This window comes from Gemmiger formicilis, from assembly GCF_018784445.1.
Classification (GTDB): domain Bacteria; phylum Bacillota; class Clostridia; order Oscillospirales; family Ruminococcaceae; genus Gemmiger.
Map to the genome: position 1 here is coordinate 85,083 of NZ_WQOH01000017.1, position 17,948 is coordinate 103,030.

Annotated in this window: 16 protein-coding genes; 13 read left to right on the plus strand and 3 right to left on the minus strand. The window is 60.3% G+C overall.

Going from position 1 to position 17,948, the window contains the following annotated elements; genetic code table 11:
* The first annotated feature begins 23 nt into the window (after positions 1-23).
* The 10 genes from GPK89_RS07595 (at position 24) to GPK89_RS07640 (ending at position 12,914) form a co-directional block, all read left to right on the plus strand.
* Positions 24-287: an HPr family phosphocarrier protein gene (locus tag GPK89_RS07595; RefSeq protein ID WP_007046747.1), complete on the plus strand. Its 264-nt coding sequence runs from the start codon at positions 24-26 to the stop codon at positions 285-287.
* 63 nt (positions 288-350) lie between these two features.
* Positions 351-2,201, plus strand: a complete 1,851-nt coding sequence (gene uvrC, locus GPK89_RS07600; RefSeq protein ID WP_215692278.1) for an excinuclease ABC subunit UvrC — start codon at positions 351-353, stop codon at positions 2,199-2,201.
* Positions 2,202-2,240: 39 nt separating this feature from the next.
* Complete coding sequence (locus GPK89_RS07605) at positions 2,241-4,652, plus strand: hypothetical protein (RefSeq protein ID WP_215692279.1); 2,412 nt, start codon at positions 2,241-2,243, stop codon at positions 4,650-4,652.
* Between the two features lie 27 nt (positions 4,653-4,679).
* Entirely contained in the window at positions 4,680-5,933 is a 1,254-nt protein-coding gene (locus GPK89_RS07610) for a response regulator (RefSeq protein WP_215692280.1), read from the plus strand.
* Positions 5,930-7,651 carry a cache domain-containing sensor histidine kinase gene (locus GPK89_RS07615; RefSeq protein ID WP_215692281.1) on the plus strand — a complete coding sequence of 574 codons (1,722 nt, stop codon included), beginning with the start codon at positions 5,930-5,932 and terminating at the stop codon, positions 7,649-7,651. Before GPK89_RS07610 ends, GPK89_RS07615 begins: the two co-directional genes overlap by 4 nt.
* Entirely contained in the window at positions 7,635-8,603 is a 969-nt protein-coding gene (locus tag GPK89_RS07620) for a substrate-binding domain-containing protein (protein ID WP_215692282.1), read from the plus strand. Before GPK89_RS07615 ends, GPK89_RS07620 begins: the two co-directional genes overlap by 17 nt.
* 428 nt (positions 8,604-9,031) lie before the next feature.
* Positions 9,032-10,096: a galactose ABC transporter substrate-binding protein gene (locus tag GPK89_RS07625; protein ID WP_215692283.1), complete on the plus strand. Its 1,065-nt coding sequence runs from the start codon at positions 9,032-9,034 to the stop codon at positions 10,094-10,096.
* A 107-nt stretch (positions 10,097-10,203) separates the two neighbouring features.
* Complete coding sequence (locus GPK89_RS07630; RefSeq protein ID WP_078784057.1) at positions 10,204-11,712, plus strand: sugar ABC transporter ATP-binding protein; 1,509 nt, start codon at positions 10,204-10,206, stop codon at positions 11,710-11,712.
* 14 nt (positions 11,713-11,726) lie between these two features.
* Positions 11,727-12,710, plus strand: coding sequence for an ABC transporter permease subunit (locus GPK89_RS07635; protein WP_215692284.1), 984 nt, complete (start codon positions 11,727-11,729; stop codon positions 12,708-12,710).
* 3 nt (positions 12,711-12,713) lie between these two features.
* Positions 12,714-12,914 carry a hypothetical protein gene (locus GPK89_RS07640; RefSeq protein WP_215692285.1) on the plus strand — a complete coding sequence of 67 codons (201 nt, stop codon included), beginning with the start codon at positions 12,714-12,716 and terminating at the stop codon, positions 12,912-12,914.
* A gap of 154 nt (positions 12,915-13,068) precedes the next feature.
* Here GPK89_RS07640 and GPK89_RS07645 read toward each other — a convergent pair whose 3' ends face one another.
* Genes GPK89_RS07645 through GPK89_RS07655 form a run of 3 tightly spaced genes read right to left on the minus strand, consistent with a single transcriptional unit; the run spans position 13,069 to position 15,357 of the window.
* A complete protein-coding gene (locus tag GPK89_RS07645; protein WP_215692286.1) occupies positions 13,069-13,647 on the minus strand; it encodes a flavin reductase family protein in 579 nt (192 codons plus the stop codon).
* The gene (locus GPK89_RS07650) at positions 13,644-14,630 is read right to left on the minus strand and encodes a glycosyltransferase family 2 protein (RefSeq protein WP_215692287.1); all 987 of its coding nucleotides are present in this window, start codon (positions 14,628-14,630) and stop codon (positions 13,644-13,646) included. Before GPK89_RS07650 ends, GPK89_RS07645 begins: the two co-directional genes overlap by 4 nt.
* Before the next feature lie 34 nt (positions 14,631-14,664).
* Entirely contained in the window at positions 14,665-15,357 is a 693-nt protein-coding gene (locus tag GPK89_RS07655) for a Crp/Fnr family transcriptional regulator (protein ID WP_215692288.1), read from the minus strand.
* A gap of 110 nt (positions 15,358-15,467) precedes the next feature.
* Between GPK89_RS07655 and GPK89_RS07660 the strand changes: the two genes are divergently transcribed.
* The 3 genes from GPK89_RS07660 to GPK89_RS07670 all read left to right on the plus strand — a co-directional run bounded on the left by GPK89_RS07660 (position 15,468) and on the right by GPK89_RS07670 (position 17,906).
* On the plus strand, positions 15,468-16,538 hold the full coding sequence (locus tag GPK89_RS07660) for an ABC transporter substrate-binding protein (protein ID WP_215692289.1): 1,071 nt from the start codon (positions 15,468-15,470) through the stop codon (positions 16,536-16,538).
* 85 nt (positions 16,539-16,623) lie between these two features.
* Positions 16,624-17,346 (plus strand): ABC transporter permease, encoded by a 723-nt coding sequence (locus tag GPK89_RS07665; protein WP_302370384.1) that lies wholly within the window; start codon positions 16,624-16,626, stop codon positions 17,344-17,346.
* Positions 17,343-17,906, plus strand: coding sequence for an ATP-binding cassette domain-containing protein (locus GPK89_RS07670; RefSeq protein WP_215692291.1), 564 nt, complete (start codon positions 17,343-17,345; stop codon positions 17,904-17,906). Before GPK89_RS07665 ends, GPK89_RS07670 begins: the two co-directional genes overlap by 4 nt.
* Positions 17,907-17,948: the final 42 nt, after the last annotated feature.

Below are 17,948 nucleotides of genomic sequence, written 5' to 3' on the forward strand. Positions count from 1 at the left end.
TTCAAAAGTAGGAGAGAATAACTATGTACGTTAAAGAAGTTACCGTTGAGAATCAGGTTGGTCTGCACGCACGTCCGGCTACCTTCTTCATCCAGAAGGCCAACGAGTATAAGTCCTCCATTTGGGTCGAGAAAGAGGAGCGCCGCGTCAACGCGAAGTCTCTGCTCGGCGTCCTGAGCCTGGGCATCGTTGGCGGCACCACCATCCGCATCATTGCTGATGGTGCCGATGAGCAGGCTGCAGTAGACGGTCTGGTCAAGCTGGTCAGCTCTGGCTTTGCCGAGTAATCTATTCCGGAACAATCAGCGGTGGGGCGACCCGCCGCTTTTTTTGTATACGAAAGGCTCCCTATGACAAAAGCTGAACTCTACAAAAAAGCCTGTATGCTGCCGCTTTTGCCCGGTGTCTACATCATCCGGGACAAAACGGACACCATCATCTATATCGGCAAGGCCAAGCGGCTCAAGACCCGCGTGTCGCAGTATTTCCGTGAGGGTGTGCCCCACGACGCCAAGGTCAGCCAGATGATTGCCCACGCCTTCACGTTTGACGTGATCGTGTGTCAAAGCGAGTTTGAGGCACTGGTGCTGGAAGCAAGCCAGATCAAGGCCCACACGCCGAAATACAACATCCTGCTCAAGGACGACAAGGGGTACAGCTATGTCAAGGTCACGCGGGGCGCGTGGCCGCGCATCTCCGCCGCGCTGCAAAAGGACGATGACGACGCCGACTACATCGGTCCCTTCACCTCGTCCTTTGCCGTGCGGGAGATGGTCGAGACCGCGCAGGACTGCTTTCTGCTGCCGCGCTGCAACAAAAACTTCCCGCAGGATTTCCGCAAGGGGCGACCCTGCCTCAACGCCCACATCGGCAAGTGCATGGCCGTGTGCAGCGGAAAAATTACCTGCGAAGCCTACAACGACGCCGTGCAGGGCGCACTGCGGATGATCCGCTACGGCAAAAAGGATATCGTCAAGCAGCTGCGGGAGAAGATGGAAGCTGCGTCCGAACGCCTTGACTTTGAGACGGCGGCGCTGCTGCGCGACCAGATTATGGCTATTGACCGCGTGGCGGCAGGGCAGAAGGTGGTCATGGAAAATGACACCGAAATGGATGTCATCGCGCTGGCGGGCACGACACACGCAGTCTGCGCCGCCGTGCTGCGCTACCGTGACGGCCGCCTGACCGACAAGCGGGAATTTCTCTTCCGCGACACGACCGATATCAACGCCGTGCGGGAAGAATTTTTACCACAGTATTACCTGGACGGCGGGGCCATCCCCAAGACGATCGCGGTGGATGCCTTGCCGCCCGACGCCGACGCGCTGAGTGAAGCGCTGAACCAGGCCCGCGGCACAAAAGTGGAACTCTACGTGCCCCAGCGCGGTGATGTAGCCAAGCTCGTGACGATGGCCTACACCAACGCCGTAGAGCGCCTGGGCCGCGAGAGCGGCCGCTATACCCGCGAGGAGAAGCTGCTGGAAGAAGCCGCCCAGGTGCTGGGCTTAAAAAAGCCGCCCCGTGTCATCGAGAGCTACGATATTTCCAACTGGGGCGACGGGTCGAGCGTCTGCGGCATGGTGGTGTTCCGGGACGGCAGGCCCCACCGCGCGGGCTACCGCCGCTTTAAAATGAAAACCGTTGCGGGCACGGACGACTACGCCTCGCTGGCGGAGACGCTCTCCCGCCGCGCGGCAGAGTACGAGATGGCCCGCCGCGGCGAAAAGCCGGACGGTCCGCAGAACCAGTTCGCAACATTGCCCGACCTGCTGCTCATCGACGGCGGCCGGGGCCAAGTGGGCGCGGTCAAGCAGGCTTTGCGCGGCACGGCGCTGGAGCATGTACCGACCTTCGGCATGGTTAAGGACGACCACCACCGCACCCGCGCCATCGTGGACGACGAGGGCGGCGAAATCGCCATCAACCGCCACCGCAACATTTTTACCTTTGTCACGAACATCCAGGACGAGACGCACCGCTATGCCAACGACTACCGCAAACGCACCATGAAGAAAAAGTCCTACGCCGCCACGCTCACGGCCATTCCCGGTGTGGGCGAAAAGACGAGCGCCGCGCTGCTGGCACATTTTAAAACTGTCTCGGCGGTCAAAGCGGCCAGTATTTCCGATTTGGAGGAAGTCAAAGGCATCAGCCACGCCAAAGCGGAAATACTGTACAACGCCCTGCGGAATGGGGTATAATGTAATAACGATACAAAAATCCAGGATGGTTTCAAACCTATGCTGCTTCTAACACTTCTTCTTTCCCTCGCCCTCGCGGCCTTTTTCACTTTACTGCCTGCCCACGTCCTTCACCGCCGCACCACCTGCGCCGACCTGTACGCCGGGGTGGGGGCCGCAGTGCTGGTCTGGCTGTGGGCGGCCTGTGTCTGGTCCAAGCCCGGGCTGACCGTCGACTTTGACGGCTTCCACCTGGCGGCGCTGCTTGCCATGCAGCTGCTCGCCTGCGGGGTGATCACAGGCTTCCGCCTGCGGCAGATGCTGCCCACCAAACTGCGCACCCCGGCGGCGGTCGGCCTGCTGGCGGCAGCAGCACTGGGGCTGGAACTTTTCGTCGGCAACCTCAACTGGCTTGCCACCCACGGCTACACGCCCATCGACCTGCGGCCCTACCTGACCGCCGACGCCGACCCCACCGCGCCGATCGTACTGAACGACGAGAACACAACACTGCAATTCATCGGCTTGGATTTCCCGATTTATAATTTGCAGCTGGACGGCCTTGTCTCACTGGCCGACGGCGATACGCCGGAGCAGAAAAACGTGCGGCTGAACCTGAACGTTTCCGCTACCGATGAAGCCGCCACAGTCTCCCGCCAGAGTTGGAACTGGCCGGTGGCCGCGGCGTCGGCCCGCAGCTGGGCCCGCAGCCTGGATCTCTCCGGCAAGGCAGACAGCCTGACGCTGACGGCCTCGGGCTTTAACGGCGAGTACCGCAGCTACCCGCTGAACGCCCAGCTGAACACCGTTTACGCCAACGCCCGCCGCCCGCTGGATTTCTCTGTCCTGCGTTTCGCGGTTGTACTGGCGCTGCTGCTGGCGGGCTTTGCCCTGCGCCCGGCAAGCGTCCTCTGGCGCGACGCCTACGCCGCCCATGAGCGCAAATACCGCCCGGCGGTGCTGGCTGTCGAGCTGGCCCTCTGCGCGGCGGCGTTCCTGGCCCCCTTCGGCGACCGCTTCAACGCGGGCATCGCCACGAGCTTTTACAACACGCCCGACTGGTCGGGTACGAGCCGCATCGACTTCACCATGCACATCAACGACTGGGCGTCCAACACGGCCGCCCAGTACGGCGCACTGGCTCACAGCTTTTTGCAGGGGAGGCTCGATTTGGAAAAAGACCCGCCTGCGGCTATGGCTGACCTTGCCAACCCCTACGACACCGCCGCCCGGCAGGACGCCGCGCCGGATGCCCTGTGGGATGTGGCCTACTACAATGGCCGCTACTACGTCTATTTTGGCGTTATACCGTGCCTTTTGTTCCAGCTGCCCTTTGAGGCACTGACCGGCATCCGGGATCTGCCGCCTAGTTTGCCGATGATTTTCCTCGCCTGGCTGTACATTTTTGCGGTGTTCGGTTTCATCAGGCAGGCCGTGCGCCGCTGGTTCCCGAACGCCAGTGCCGCCGCCTGCCTGCTGACAGCGGCGGGCGCAGCCTCGGGCAGCCAAATCTACTATCTGCTGCACCGCCCCTCGGTCTATGAATACGCCATTTTAAGCGGTGCTGCGTTTGTTCTGCTGGCGCTGTGGCAGTGGCTTTGCGCCGCCAACGCGCCCGAAACAAAGCGCAAGACCATCCTGTTCCACCTGGCCTTCGGCAGCCTGTGCATGGCGCTGGTGGCCGGCTGCCGCCCGCAGATGGTGCTTTTTGCCGTGCTGGCCCTGCCGATTTTCCGGCCGCGCTATATCACCCAAAAGCGGCTGCGCAGCCGCGCCGGGGCGGGGGAGTGCGCTGCATTCCTGCTGCCGGTCGTGCTGGTGGCCGTGGGCCTTATGTGGTACAACGCCGCACGGTTCGGCTCGCCCTTTGACTTTGGTGCCAACTACAACCTGACCAGCAATGATATGACCCGCCGCGGCTTTGCGGTGGGGCGCATCGCCCCGGCGGTCGTGACCTTCTTAGCGGGCATCCCCGGCGTGCAGACCGTGTTCCCCTATATCACGGCCACCAAAATGCAGACGAACTACATGGGTCTGACCATCACAGAGCTGTACTACGGCGGCGCATTCACCTGCCTGCCGCTGCTGTGGGGGCTGGCCGCGCTGCCGCTGGCCCGCCGCCGTCTGGACGCTCGCCGCGACCTGCGCGCCGCCGTGCGGCTCACACTGATTTGCACCGTGGCGCTGGCCGTCGTGGACTGCCAGATGGCCGGGATGCTCTACCGCTACCAGAGCGATTGGCTCGGCCCGCTGCTGCTGGCGGCGGCACTGGCCTGGCTGCTGGCCGAAAACACCCTGCAAGCCTGCCCCATTGCGCCGCTGGTCAAGACCCTGCGCCTGGCACTGCCGCTGGCCGCGCTGGCGGGGGCGTGCTATAACTTCTGCGTCTATTTTGCGGCGGAGCCCCAGCTGATGGGCCAAAACCCCGCCCTGTATGAAAACGTGAGCCGCCTGGTTCAATTCTGGCTGTAAAAATCTGGATGTAAAAAGGAAAAGAGTATGGCTGACAAAAACATCTACACCGTCATCGTGGCCGACGATGAGGACGAACTGCGCGAGGCCGTCTGTACCATGATCCCCTGGGAAGCCCTCGGCTTCCACCTCGTCGGCAGCGCCAGCAACGGCCTGGACGCGCTGGAACTCGTCGAGCGGCTGGAACCTGACCTGCTGCTGACCGATATCCGTATGCCGTTTATCTCGGGCATTGAGCTGGCCCGCCAGGTGCGCGAGATTCGCCCCGCCATGCACATTGCATTTTTGAGCGGATTTGACGATTTCGAATACGCGAAGCAGGCCATCCAGTACAACATCATCAGCTATATGCTCAAGCCGCTGACGATGGACGGCCTGGCGGCAGAGCTGAAATCCATCCACGAGAAAATCGACGCCCGCTATGCAGGACTGCGCCGCGCCGACACCGCCCACGCTGACCGCGCCGCATTCCTGATCCCGCTCGTGTTGGAGCACTATGATAGCGCCCCAGACGATTTGGAGGATCGCCTGCGCAATATGGCTGCGGAGCTCGGCCTTTTGCGCGGTACCGACGACCGCAGCGCTCTGGTCGTGCTGGCCGCTGTGCTGGATGGCCCCACCGACTATGAGGCGGGCTTTACCCAGCTGGTGGAGCAGAGCGCCAACAAATACTTACGGCATTTCGTGTTTTATTGCTGCGGCCGCGTTGTGGCGGTGCTGCTGGGCAACCCTTCGGACTTTGAGGAATATCTGCATATTCTCGCCGACGAGATTTGCCAGCTGGCGGACCGCGCCCTGGGCCGCACGGCCAATGTGGGCATCAGCCGCGAAGCTACCCAATTTGCCAGCTTGAATGACGCCTACAAGCAGGCCATCGAAGCCCTGCGCGCCGCCGCCGAGGGCGAGGGCGGCGTCAGCTTCACGGCAGATGCCCGCAAGACCGGCAGCCTGTGTGAGCGTGCGCTGGAAATCATCGGGCAGCATTACATGGACGAGGATCTGTCTCTGGCGTCCCTCTCGGCTATGCTGGATGTCAGCCCCAACCATTTGAGCGCCTGCATCAAGAAGTCGGAAGGGGAAACCTTCATCAACATTCTGGTGCGCCGCCGCATGGAGACCGCGCAGCAGCTTTTGCTTACCACTGATTTGCAGATACAGGAAATCGCCCGCCGCTGCGGCTATACAGACCAGCACTACTTCAGCTATTGCTTTAAAAAGTACAGCGGTACGTCGCCGGTGGCCCTGCGCCGCGCCCGCGCAGCGGGGGAGGCCCACGCATGAAGCGCCCGCCCCGCACTGCGCCCCTGGCCGCCGCGCTGATTTCCGCCGTGGCGGTGGCGGTGCTGACGCTCTGCACGACGCTGTTTCTGCGCAGCTACCGCAGCGCCGTGGTCGAGGCCGCCCGCACGAACAGTGCCCAGGCCGTCAGCCAGGTCGTGGGGACCGTGGGCAACTATGTGAGCACAATGGACAGCGCCGTCTCTATCGTCATGGAGCGGCTGGACGACGACACCGCCCGCCGCGACGCCTTTTTGAACGCGTTCCTCACCGCCCGGCCCGAGGTCGCAGCCATCACCGCCTACGATGCAGACGGCCAGTTGCTGGACTGCTGGGCGCAGGAGGGCCGCAAACCCAAGGATGCGATTTTGCGGAACCTTTCCTTTGATTTGACCACCGCCCGCCGCCTGGGCCACGGCTACATCAGCACGCCCCACGTCGAGTCGATTTTTGAAGGTTACTACCCCTGGGTCGTGTCGGTCATCCGTATCGTGCCGGAAGGTGACACTGCGCGGTGCTGGCTCTCGGTGGATTTGAGCTTCAAGGAGCTGGCTGCCACCATCAGCAACGTCGGCATTGGCCAGCACGGCTACTGCTACCTGATGGACGAACGCGGCAACATGGTCTACCACCCGCAGCAGCAGCTTTTGTACGCGGGCCTGAAAAAGGAGGAAGCGGGCCGTCTGGCCTGCCTTGGCGACGGCACCTATGTCGAGGATACCGTCATTTACAGCGTCCAGCGCGTGCCGGGCAGCCCGTGGCGCGTCGTCGGTGTCAGCTACATCGACGAGACCGTCAACGAGAGCTTCTGGCAGATGGCCCGCATCGCTGTGGCTACCGCCGTATTGATCCTGTTTGCGGCGCTCATCGTGGGCTGGGTGTTGTCCCGCTCGCTGTCCCGCCCCTTGCAGCAGCTGGAAAACGCCATGGAGCAGTTTGAGCAGGACGCCGATCACTTTGCGTTCCAGTCGGTGCGCGGCACGCGGGAGGTGCAGAACCTCTCGGATTCCTTCGGGCATATGGTGGGCCGTATCCAGCGGCTGATGACCACCGTGCGCGAGGAGGAAGTTGTGCTGCGCAAGACCGAACTCAAGGCGCTGCAGGCTCAGATCAACCCGCATTTTCTCTACAACACGCTCGATTCCATCGCCTGGATGTGCGAACGCAGCAAAAATGCCGACGCCGTCCAGATGGTCCACGCGCTGGCGCGGCTCTTCCGCATCAGCATCAGCCGCGGGCACGAACTGATCCCGATTGAAAAAGAACTGCAGCACGCCGAAGCCTACCTGCAAATCCAAAAATACCGCTATAAGAACCAGTTTACCTACCATTTCACGGTGGACGAGAGCTGCCTGCACTGTCTGTGCAACAAAATCACCCTGCAGCCCATCATCGAAAACGCCATTGTCCACGGCCTGGATTTGATGGTCGATTCCGGCCATATTGAGATCACGGTCAAGCCCGACGGTGACGATATTCTGCTTATTGTGGCGGACGACGGCATCGGCATGGAGCCGGAGCAGGTGGCGGCACTTTTGCAGAACGAACCCAGCGACCGCACCGGCATCGGTGTCAAGAACGTCAACGACCGGCTGCGCATCTACTTCGGCGCGGCTTACGGCATCTCCATCGTCAGTGCCCCCTACGAGGGCACGACCGTAACCATCCGCACTCCGCGCGTGCCGGAGGACAGGGAGGGAGACTATGACAAACTGCGTTAAACGTCTGCTGCCGCTGGCCTTGGCGGCGGCGCTGGCGGGCTGTGCCATGCAGGCCACGGACAGCAACGCGACCCGCTACCAGGTGGCGTTAGTGGCAAAATCCAAGGATTCGGAGTTCTGGAACGATGTCTTTACCGGCGCGGAGGCTGCCGCCACCGAGTACAATATGCAGCTGACCATCGCGGCCCCCAACAGTGAGGAAGACTACGAGGAACAGGATCGCATGATCGAGAAGGCCGTCGAGGACGGTGCACAGGCCATTGTCTTTTCCGCCATCGACTATGAAAAGAACGCTGCCGCCATCGATGCCGCGGCCGCGGCGGGTGTGACCATCATCGGCATTGACTCGGCGGTGGACTCCGCCCATGTGGCGGCCTACATCGGCGCGGACAACTACGGCGCGGGCCAGATGGCCGCCCGGAGCGCCCTGGACGGCATGGATGGCCAGCTCTACGTCGGCCTTATCAACTACGAGGTCAACGGTGCCAATGGCCGCGACCGCGAGCAGGGCGCACGCGACGCTTTTGCGGACAGTGGCCGGGCAGAGGTCGTCGCCGCCATGCCAACCCACTCCAACGCCGTCAGCGCCCGCAGCGAGGCTTTGTCCATGCTGCGTGAGCACCCCGAAATCAACGTGCTGGTTGCCTTCAACGAGGCCACCTCCGTGGGCGCAGCCCGCGCCGTGCAGCAGATGCAGCGGGCAGATGATCTTTGGCTGGTGGCGTTCGACTCGAACATCGAGACCATCGACGCCTTACAGACCGGCGTGGTGGACGCGCTGATCGTGCAGAATACCTACGGCATGGGCTATTTCGGCGTCGAGAGCGCCTACGAGCTGCTGGCCGGGCAGGGGAGCAGCGTGGAAGAATCCACCGTCACCACCACCCACATCATCACCCGGGACAATATGTTCGCCATGGATAAGCAAAAGGCATTGTTCCCGTTTGGGTGAAATAGGTATCCCTCCCGGGCCGTTTTCCATATGGTTGCCGCATTAAAACGCAGCCGTGCTGTAGGGGTCGCACATGTGCGGCCCGCAGCTTTCCCATAAATGACCGTCTGCCTTACGCAACTCCCTCCGGCCCTTCGGGCTTACCTCCCTTGTAAACGAGGGAGGATTTTCTTTTTTACCCCTAAAAATTCTTACAAAAATCAAACGCCTATAACCATTTTGTCACTTTTGCTGCGCAAACTGCACAAAATGGAACCGATTCAACTGGGCGAACTGTCCTAAACGGTGGAAAATTCCCCTTTTCGTCGGTGAAATTTCACCTTGTTTTTTCCCCACACCCCGAGTATTATAATAACTGTCAACAGGGTTCGCCCCTCTACAAGCGACCCGGAAAAAATCCACTGCTTAAAAAGAAGGAGAAACTTATCATGAAGAAACTCACTGCTCTGGCCCTCGCGGGCTGCATGGCCGTATCCCTCGCCGCTTGCGGCGGCTCCGCTTCCACCACCCCCGCTTCCAGCGAGGCTGCCTCTACTGAGTCCGCCGCTACCTCTGCTGCCGAGAGCGCAGCTGAGAGCGTTACCGAGGCCACTCAGGGCGGTAAGGTCGGCGTCTGCATCTACAAGTTCGACGATGCCTTCATGACCACCTACCGTAATGCTCTGCAGGAGATCCTCGAGGGCAAGGGCTACGAGGTCACCATCGTCGACGGCAATAATGACCAGGCCAAGCAGAACGAGCAGATCAACACCTTCATCACCCAGGGCGTTGACGCACTGATCATCAACCCCGTTATGACCTCCGCTGCCGACCAGATCATCTCCACCGTCAAGGGTGCCGATGTTCCCACCGTCCTGATCAACCGTGAGCCCACCGCCGATCAGATGTCCGCTTACGACAAGCTGGTCTATGTTGGCTGCGACGCTGCTCAGTCCGGCACCTTCCAGGGCGAGCTGATCCTCGACACTGAGAACAAGGGTGACATCAACGGCGACGGCAAGGTTTCCTACATCATGATTCAGGGCGACCCCGAGAATATCGATGCTCAGCTGCGTACCGAGTACTCCGTCAAGGCTCTGACCGATGCCGGCGTTGAGGTCGAGCAGCTCGACCTGCAGCGCGGTGACTGGGACCGTAACAAGGGCCAGGAAATCTGCCAGAACGACCTTGCCAAGTACGGCGATCAGATTGAAGTCGTCTTCTGCAACAACGATGACATGGCTATCGGCGCTCTGCAGGCTATTCAGGCTGCCGGCCGCACCGTTAACAAGGACATCTACCTCGTCGGTGTTGACGCTTTGGACGCTGCCAAGAACGAAGTTGCCAACGGCAACATGACCGGTACCGTTCTGAACGACGCTAAGGGTCAGGCTACGCAGGCTGTTGCTTCCATGGAGGAGCTGCTGGGCGGCAAGACCTTCGAGGCTGGCAGCCAGAGCGTCTACGTTGACTACGTCAAGGTTACCCCTGACAACGTCAAGGACTTCCAGTAATTTGACAAAAGCCACAGCTTAAACCAGAACAATCGAGGTGCGTGTGCGCAGGCGCACGCACCCTTTTTTCGTGAAAAGGTTACAAAAGATTAAAGGGGGCCAGCGAATTGTCAGAGTACCGCTTGGAGATGTGTGATGTCGTCAAGACGTTCCCCGGCGTCAAGGCACTGAATCACGCACAGCTGAAATTGAAACCCGGCACCGTCCATGCGCTGATGGGAGAGAACGGCGCGGGCAAGTCTACCTTGATGAAGTGCATGTTTGGTATCTACCACATGGACGAAGGCAAGGTCATTTATGAGGGACAGGAGGTCCAGATCAAGGGACCTCTGGATGCACTGAACCGCGGCATTGCGATGGTGCACCAGGAGCTGCAGCCCATCCCGGAGCGTTCCATCGGCGAGAATATCTACGTCGGGCGCTACCCAACCAAGAAATACGGACCCGTCACCGTCATCGACCACGACAAGATGTACGAGGATGCGGCCAAGGTCTTAAAGGAAGTCCACCTGAATTATGATCCGCACGCAAAGCTCGGAACCTTGAGCGTTTCCCAGATGCAGCTGGTTGAGATCGCCAAGGCGGTCTCCGCAGACTGCAAGGTGCTGATCCTCGACGAGCCGACCTCCTCGCTGACGGCGGCCGAGGTCGAGGCGTTGTTCACCATCGTGAACGAGCTGCGCGCCAAGGGCGTCTCCATCGTCTACATCAGCCACAAGATGGACGAAATTCTTCGCATCAGCGACGAAGTCACGATCATGCGCGACGGCCAGTACATCGGCACCTGGGAGGCCAAGGAACTGACCACCGATATGATCATCACCAAGATGGTCGGACGTGAGCTGTCGAACCTCTACCCGCCGCGCTCGAATACACCCGGTGAGGTCGTGTTTGAGGTCAAGGACTTCACATCCATCAACCCCAAGAGCTTCCGTCACGTCAACTTCAACGTCCGCAAGGGCGAGATCCTCGGCGTTGCGGGTCTGGTCGGTGCCCAGCGCACCGAGCTGATGGAAGGTCTGTTCGGTCTGCGCTGCCACACGTCGGGCACCATCACCTATAAGGGCAAGGAACTGACCATCAACCAGCCGCAGGACGCCATCAAAAACGGCATCGCCATGCTGACCGAGGACCGCCGCGCGACCGGTATTCTGGGTGTGCTTTCCATTGCGGATAACGTCTCCATTGCATCGCTGAACAAGTATCTGATCGGCGGCATCATGCTGGACGACAACAAAATCGAAAAGCTCGTGCAGGATAATGTCGCCAAGCTGTCCATCAAGACGCCGTCCTCCAAAACGCAGATTCAATCGCTGTCCGGCGGTAACCAGCAGAAGGTGCTGATCGCCCGCTGGCTGGCCAACGACCCCGATGTTTTCATCATGGACGAGCCGACCCGCGGTATCGACGTCGGTGCAAAGTATGAAATTTACTGCATCATCGCCGAGATGGCCAAACAGGGCAAGAGCATCATCATGATCTCCTCCGAAATGAGCGAGCTGATCGGTATGTCTGACCGCATCATGGTCATGTGCGATGGCCGCTGCACCGGCTTTATCGACGGTGATAAGGCGAACCAGGAGAACATCATGACGCTGGCTACCCAGTTTGAATAAGGAGGAATCCGAAAATGGAGAAAAAATTCAACTTTAAAAAATTCCTGTCCAATAACGCGATCATTATTCTGATCATTTTGCTGGCCCTCTTCGTCGGCTGCACGACCCAGAACTTCTTTACCGAGACAAACGGCAAAAACCTGCTGCTGAACGTCGCCCCGCGTTTCATCATCGCCTGCGGCGTTTCGGGATGCCTGATTACCAAGGGCACTGACCTGTCCGCCGGCCGTCAGGTCGGCCTGGCCGCCTGCTTCTCCGCCATGCTGCTGCAGAGCGTTGACTACTCTGCCCGCATGCTGCCTTGGCTGCCCGATATTCCGTGGCCCGTGGCCCTGCTCATCGTCATGGCGATCATGGCCTGCTTCGGTGCCATCAACGGCTGCATTATCGCATTCCTGAAGGTTCCTCCTTTCATCGCTACGCTGGGCATGCAGACCATCGTTTACGGCCTGTGCTCCGTCATCACGAACAACCAGCCCATGGGCGGTTACAAGCAGAGCTACCTGACCGTTGCCAGCGGCACGCTGGGCCCCATTCCGTTTCTGGCCATCTTTGCGCTGATCGTCGGCATCTTCTTCTGGTTCCTGTACAATAAGACCCGTCACGGCAAGTACATGTACGCCATCGGCGGCAACGAGAACGCCGCTCAGGTTGCCGGTGTCAACGTCACCGCGTCCCTGATCCGCATCTACATCCTGGCCTCCTGCATGTATGCTCTCGGTGGCTTCCTCGTCGGCGCAAAGGCCGGCGGCGCTTCCACCAACACCGGCAATGGCTATGAGCTGGAAGCTATCGCAGCCTGCACCATCGGCGGCGTTTCCACCAACGGCGGCGTCGGCAAGGTCTCCGGCGTTCTGGTCGGTGTTCTGGTCTTTGAAGTCCTGAAGATTTGCCTGCAGTTCCTCGGCGTCGACCCCGCCTACACCTACATTGCACAGGGCCTTGTCATCGTCATCGCCGTTGCCCTTGACCTGCGCAAGTACCTGGCGAAGAAGTAACCTATGGGCGAAGAAAAGACTACTCCCGAGACCGAAAAGAAACCCGACCGCCCTGACCGCAGCCAGTTGAATGCCTTTGAGAATTTCTACGAGAAATTCCGCAAGGTTCCGCTGAAATACATAGACATCTTCATCGGCGTCTGCGTAGCCGCCCTGGTCATCGTAGTGCTGGTCGGCATCCTCAAGAGTAAGGGAATATTGTAAAAAAGAAGCACCGTTCACGGAGAAAAATCTCTGTGAACGGTGTTTTTATTTGTGCTTTAGCAGAGTTGTAGGGGCCGCACATCTGCGGCCCGCAGCCTTGCCTTTACAGCGCGGCGGCCTTCTAGCCGAGAGGCGGATATGGAATTTGCCCCGATTATTTTTTGATCACCTTTTTCTTCTTCCTGACACTATACCCAAAGCTGCCCAGTTTGCGCCCCAGCGCCAGGTAATCTCCATGGCTGTACACAATCAGCTTTGCCTTGTTCAAGCACAATTTCCCGCTTTCATCCAGCAGCCGCTCGTCCACATCTACGGCGACGCACTCCGCCAAGAACAAGTCATGGCTGCCTAAAGAAATGACCTGCGTGACCTTGCACTCCAAATTCACCGGGCTTTCCTCGACCAAAACCGTGCCCACCTTGGCGGCGGGGGCGGCGGTCAGGTGCATGGCGGCAAACTTGTCCACGTCGCGGCCGCTCTTGACGCCGCACCAGTCGATGGCCCGGACTAAGCTCTCGGTGGGCAGGTTCACGACGAACTCGCCGCTTTCTTGAATTAAATGGTGGCTGTACCGCTCGGGCCGCACACTGATGGACAGCATCGGCGGCTGGGTGCAGATGGTGCCGGTCCAGCCCACGGTGATAAGGTTCGGCTTGTCGGGGCTGCCGCAGCTGACCAACACCGGCGGCTCCGGGTTTAGCAGGGTAGACCCCTTCCATACCTGGCGGCTCATTGTGCATCCTCCTTGGCTTCACCAAAATTCGGCGTCGTTTCGCTGATAATATAGCGCGGGCGGTGCTTGGATTCCAGGTAGATTTTGCCAATGTACTCACCGATCACGCCCAGGCAAATCAGCTGCACGCCAGACACAAAGCAGATGATGCTCGTCATCGATGCCCAGCCGGAAACGGTCAGGCCCATGGCGGCCTCAATGACAGCCCACAGCACGCCGATGAAGCTGACCAGCGCCACAAACACGCCAAAGCCGGTGATGAAGCGAATCGGCTTGATGGACAAACTCGTGATGCCGTCGAAAGCCAGCGCCAGCATTTTGGACAGGGGATAGTGGCTCTCGCCCGCAATGCGCTCGTGGCGTTCGTAGGTCACGCAGGTGGATTTAAAGCCCACCAGCGGCACCATGCCGCGCAGAAACAGGTTGACCTCTTTGAATTTCGCAAACTCTTCCAGTGCGCGGGCGCTCATCAGGCGGTAGTCCGCGTGGTTAAAGACAACTTCCGCACCCATAGCATTCAAGATTTTGTAGAAACTCTCGGCGGTAAAACGCTTGAAAAACGTGTCGGTATCCCGCTTGCTGCGCACGCCGTAGACGATATCGCAACCGTCGCGGTAGGCATCCACCATGCCGTCCATGGCGTTGATGTCGTCCTGGCCGTCGCAGTCGATGGAAATGGTGATGTCGCAGCGGCTCTTTGCCTCCATCAAGCCCGCCAGCACGGCGTTCTGGTGGCCGCGGTTGCGGCTTTGGCAGATGCCGACGTAATGCTCGTCACTGGAGGCCAATTCGTTGATGATTCCCCAGGTGCGATCCTTTGAGCCGTCGTTCACAAACAGCACACGGCTGTCCGGGCTGATCTTGCCCGCCGCGGCCAGATCGTTAATTTTCTGCAAAAACATCGGCGCAGTGATGGGTAAAACCTCCTGCTCGTTGTAGCAGGGGATGACGATGTACAAAATCGGTTCAGTGCGGTTGTTCATACAAATAACCTCGATGTGTTTATTTTATGGGTACTTATGGGCAGGCGGCCCGCAGCCGCTCGGGATCCGGCAGTTTAAAGCTGCCCCGGAACAGCTCGATCAGCCCTTCTTCCTGCATACGGCTCAACTCGCGGGAAAGCGCACTGCGGTCGCAGTTCAAAAAGGCAGCCAGCTCGGTGCGGTTCATGCTGGTGGTAAAGGTGTCCGCGCCGCAGCGCTCCCGTTGTTCCAGCAACCACATACAGATGCGCCCACGCAGGCTCTTACAGCAAATCAGCTCCAAACGGCGGTCCAGCGCAAAATATTTGTCACTGATGGTTTCCAGCCAGTTCTGTAGCAGCTTCAAATGGGCGCTGTGCAGCGCGGCGCAGGGGCGCAGCAGCGCCTCGCAGGGCAGGTAGAGCGCCAGGCACGGTTCGGCGGCAGCTACATTGACCGGGCTGCGGCTGCGCCCACCGGCCAAAACATCGGCAAACACACCTCCCGGCCCCATGTGGGAGATAACGACCGTGCTGCCGTCGGCCAGCGGCTTGCTGGCGGTGATGGAACCTTCCAGCACCAGGCCGACTTCCCGCGTCTCGTACCCGGCCATCAGCAGCAGCTCGCCCTTGGCATAGCGGCGCACCCGGGGCGCAAAGCAGGTCATCAGCGTGTCCAGCTCGGCGTCGGTCATCCCACGCAAAAGGCGGGTGCGGCGCATCGTCTCGTAGTAGGGTGTGTAGTCCATACGGCTCCTTGGGTGGTTACAAAAGGGTATCCTGTTGCCAGTGCAACAGACAATTCACATTTATTATAGTATAGTAGGGCCGCAAAAGCAACAAGGAGGATAAGATTTTTATGAAGTTGAAACGTGTTTTCGCCGCTGTTACGGCGTTTACTCTCTGTGCATCTCTGGCTGGCTGCGGCGCTACCGCCGCTGTCAGCGAGTCCGCTGTGGAATCCGTGGCCGAGTCCACCGTGGAATCTGCCGCTGAATCCGCCGTCGAGGCCGAGCCTGCCACCGACGAGTCCGCCGACACCGATGCCGCCGAGGCTGCCCTGCGCATTGCCGGTCTGAAAGGCCCCACCACGATGGGCTTGGTCAACCTGATGGCCGATGAGGTTGCCGAGAACTACAATTTCACGATGTACGGTGCGGCTGACGAGATCGTCCCGCTGCTGGTCAAGGGCGAGCTGGACGCCGCCGCTGTGCCCGCCAACCTGGCTGCGACCCTGTATAACAAGACCAACGGTGCAGTCGAAGTCGCCTGCATCAACACGCTGGGCGTGCTCTACATCGTCGAGAACGGCGAGACTGTCAATTCGGTCGAGGACCTGAAAGGCCAGACCATCGTCACCACCGGCAAGGGAGCAACGCCTGAGTACGTCCTGCGCTATGTCCTGAGCGAGAACGGCATCGATCCCGACAGCGACGTCACCATCGAGTATTGCAGCGAGGCCACCGAGGCCCTGAGCAAAGTCCAGGCCGGTGAGGCGACCATTGCCATGCTGCCCCAGCCCTTCGTCACCAGCGCTCTGTCCCAGGTCGAGGGCCTGCGCGTTGCCCTGGACATGAACGAGGAATGGCAGAAGGTGGCCGGTTCCAAGCTCGTCACCGGCGTTCTGGTCGTCCGCAAGGATGCCGTCGAGAATGACCCCGAGGCGTTCGCTGCCTTCATGGACGGCTATGCCGCCAGCGTCGAGGCCGCAAACAATGACCTGGAAGGCACCGCTGCCCTGTGCGAGGAGTACGGCATCATTGCCAAGGCCGCTCTGGCCCAGAAGGCGCTGCCTCAGTGCAACATCGTCTTTGAGACCGGCGATGAGATGAAGACCGACCTCGAGACGTACTTCAACGTTCTGTACGCCGCTGACCCCGCCAGTGTGGGCGGCACCCTGCCTGCCGACGACTTCTACTATGCAGGCTAAATCTGATTTACCCCCCTCTTGCAGGGGCGGATGCGAGCATCGACCCCTGCAAACTCCGCTGTGGCAAAAAGCCGCTGCTATCCTCGTGTGGATTCTGATTTGGCAGTTTGCCGCCATGGGGCTGGGGCACGGCGGGCTGTTTCTGGCTACGCCTTTGCAAACGCTGGGGGCGCTGGCGCAGCTGGCACCCACGGCTGCGTTCTGGCAGCGCATCGTATTCAGTGCGCTGCGCATAGTGGCGGGCTTCCTGCTGGCAGCAGCAGGGGGCCTGCTTCTTGGTGCGGTGGGGGCGCGCTGGCATTGGGTGCGGGTGTTCATTGACCCGGCCATGCAGCTGATCCGCGCCATGCCTGTCGCCAGTTTTGTCATTCTGGCCCTGCTCTGGGTGCGCAGCGCGAACCTTTCGGTCATTGTTAGCTTTACCCATGTGCTGCCGGTGGTCTACGCGGGTGTGCTGGGCGGCATCGCCGACACCGACCCGAAGCTGCTGGAAATGGCGAAAGTCTACCGTCTGCCGCTGTCCGCACGGCTGCGGTACATTTGGCTGCCGGGCGTTTTCCCGTCGTTCTGCGAAAGCTGCATCGCCGCCATGGGCATGTGCTGGAAGAGTGGCGTCTCGGCGGAGGTCATCGGTCTGCCGGATCACAGCGTTGGCGACGCGCTCTACCGCGCTAAAATCACGCTGTCCACACCGGATGTGTTTGCCTGGACGCTGGTTATCGTGCTACTGTCGGCGGTGCTGTCCGCCGTAGCGGCCTGGAGCCTGCGCACGGTGAAAGCCCGCCTTTGCGGGGAGGTGCGCACATGAGCATTGTGATAGAAAATCTCTGCAAGAAGTTTGGCGCCACGCCGGTTTTGCAGAATTTCAGCTGGACGGTTGACCGCCCTATGGTGCTGATGGGGCGGTCCGGTTGTGGTAAAACGACGCTGCTGCGCATTCTGCTGGGGTTGGAAACGGCTGACTCCGGCACGGTCACAGGCGTGAAAACGCCCGCCGCCGTCTTTCAGGAGGATCGCCTCTGCCCGCAGCTGACCGCCACCGTGAACCTGACGCTGACAGGCCATGGTCTGACACCGCAGGAGGCAGAGCGGGAGCTGCGCGGCTTGGGCTTTACCGATGCCGAGCTGGCCTTGCCCACTGCACGGCTCTCCGGTGGGCAGAAGCGCCGCGCCGCCCTGTTGCGGGCGCTTCTCTGCAAGGATGCTGCCACGCTACTGCTGGATGAACCCTTCACCGGCATGGACGCCGAGCTTGTCGCCGATGCTGTCGCCGCCACAAAGCGGCTGGCAGGGGCGCGGCCCACGATTTTGGTCACCCATGACCGCACCGCCGCCGACCTGCTGGGCTGGCCGGTAAAAGAAGTATAAAAAAGCACGCCCGCGCGAAAACTATCGCGTGGGCGTGCTTTC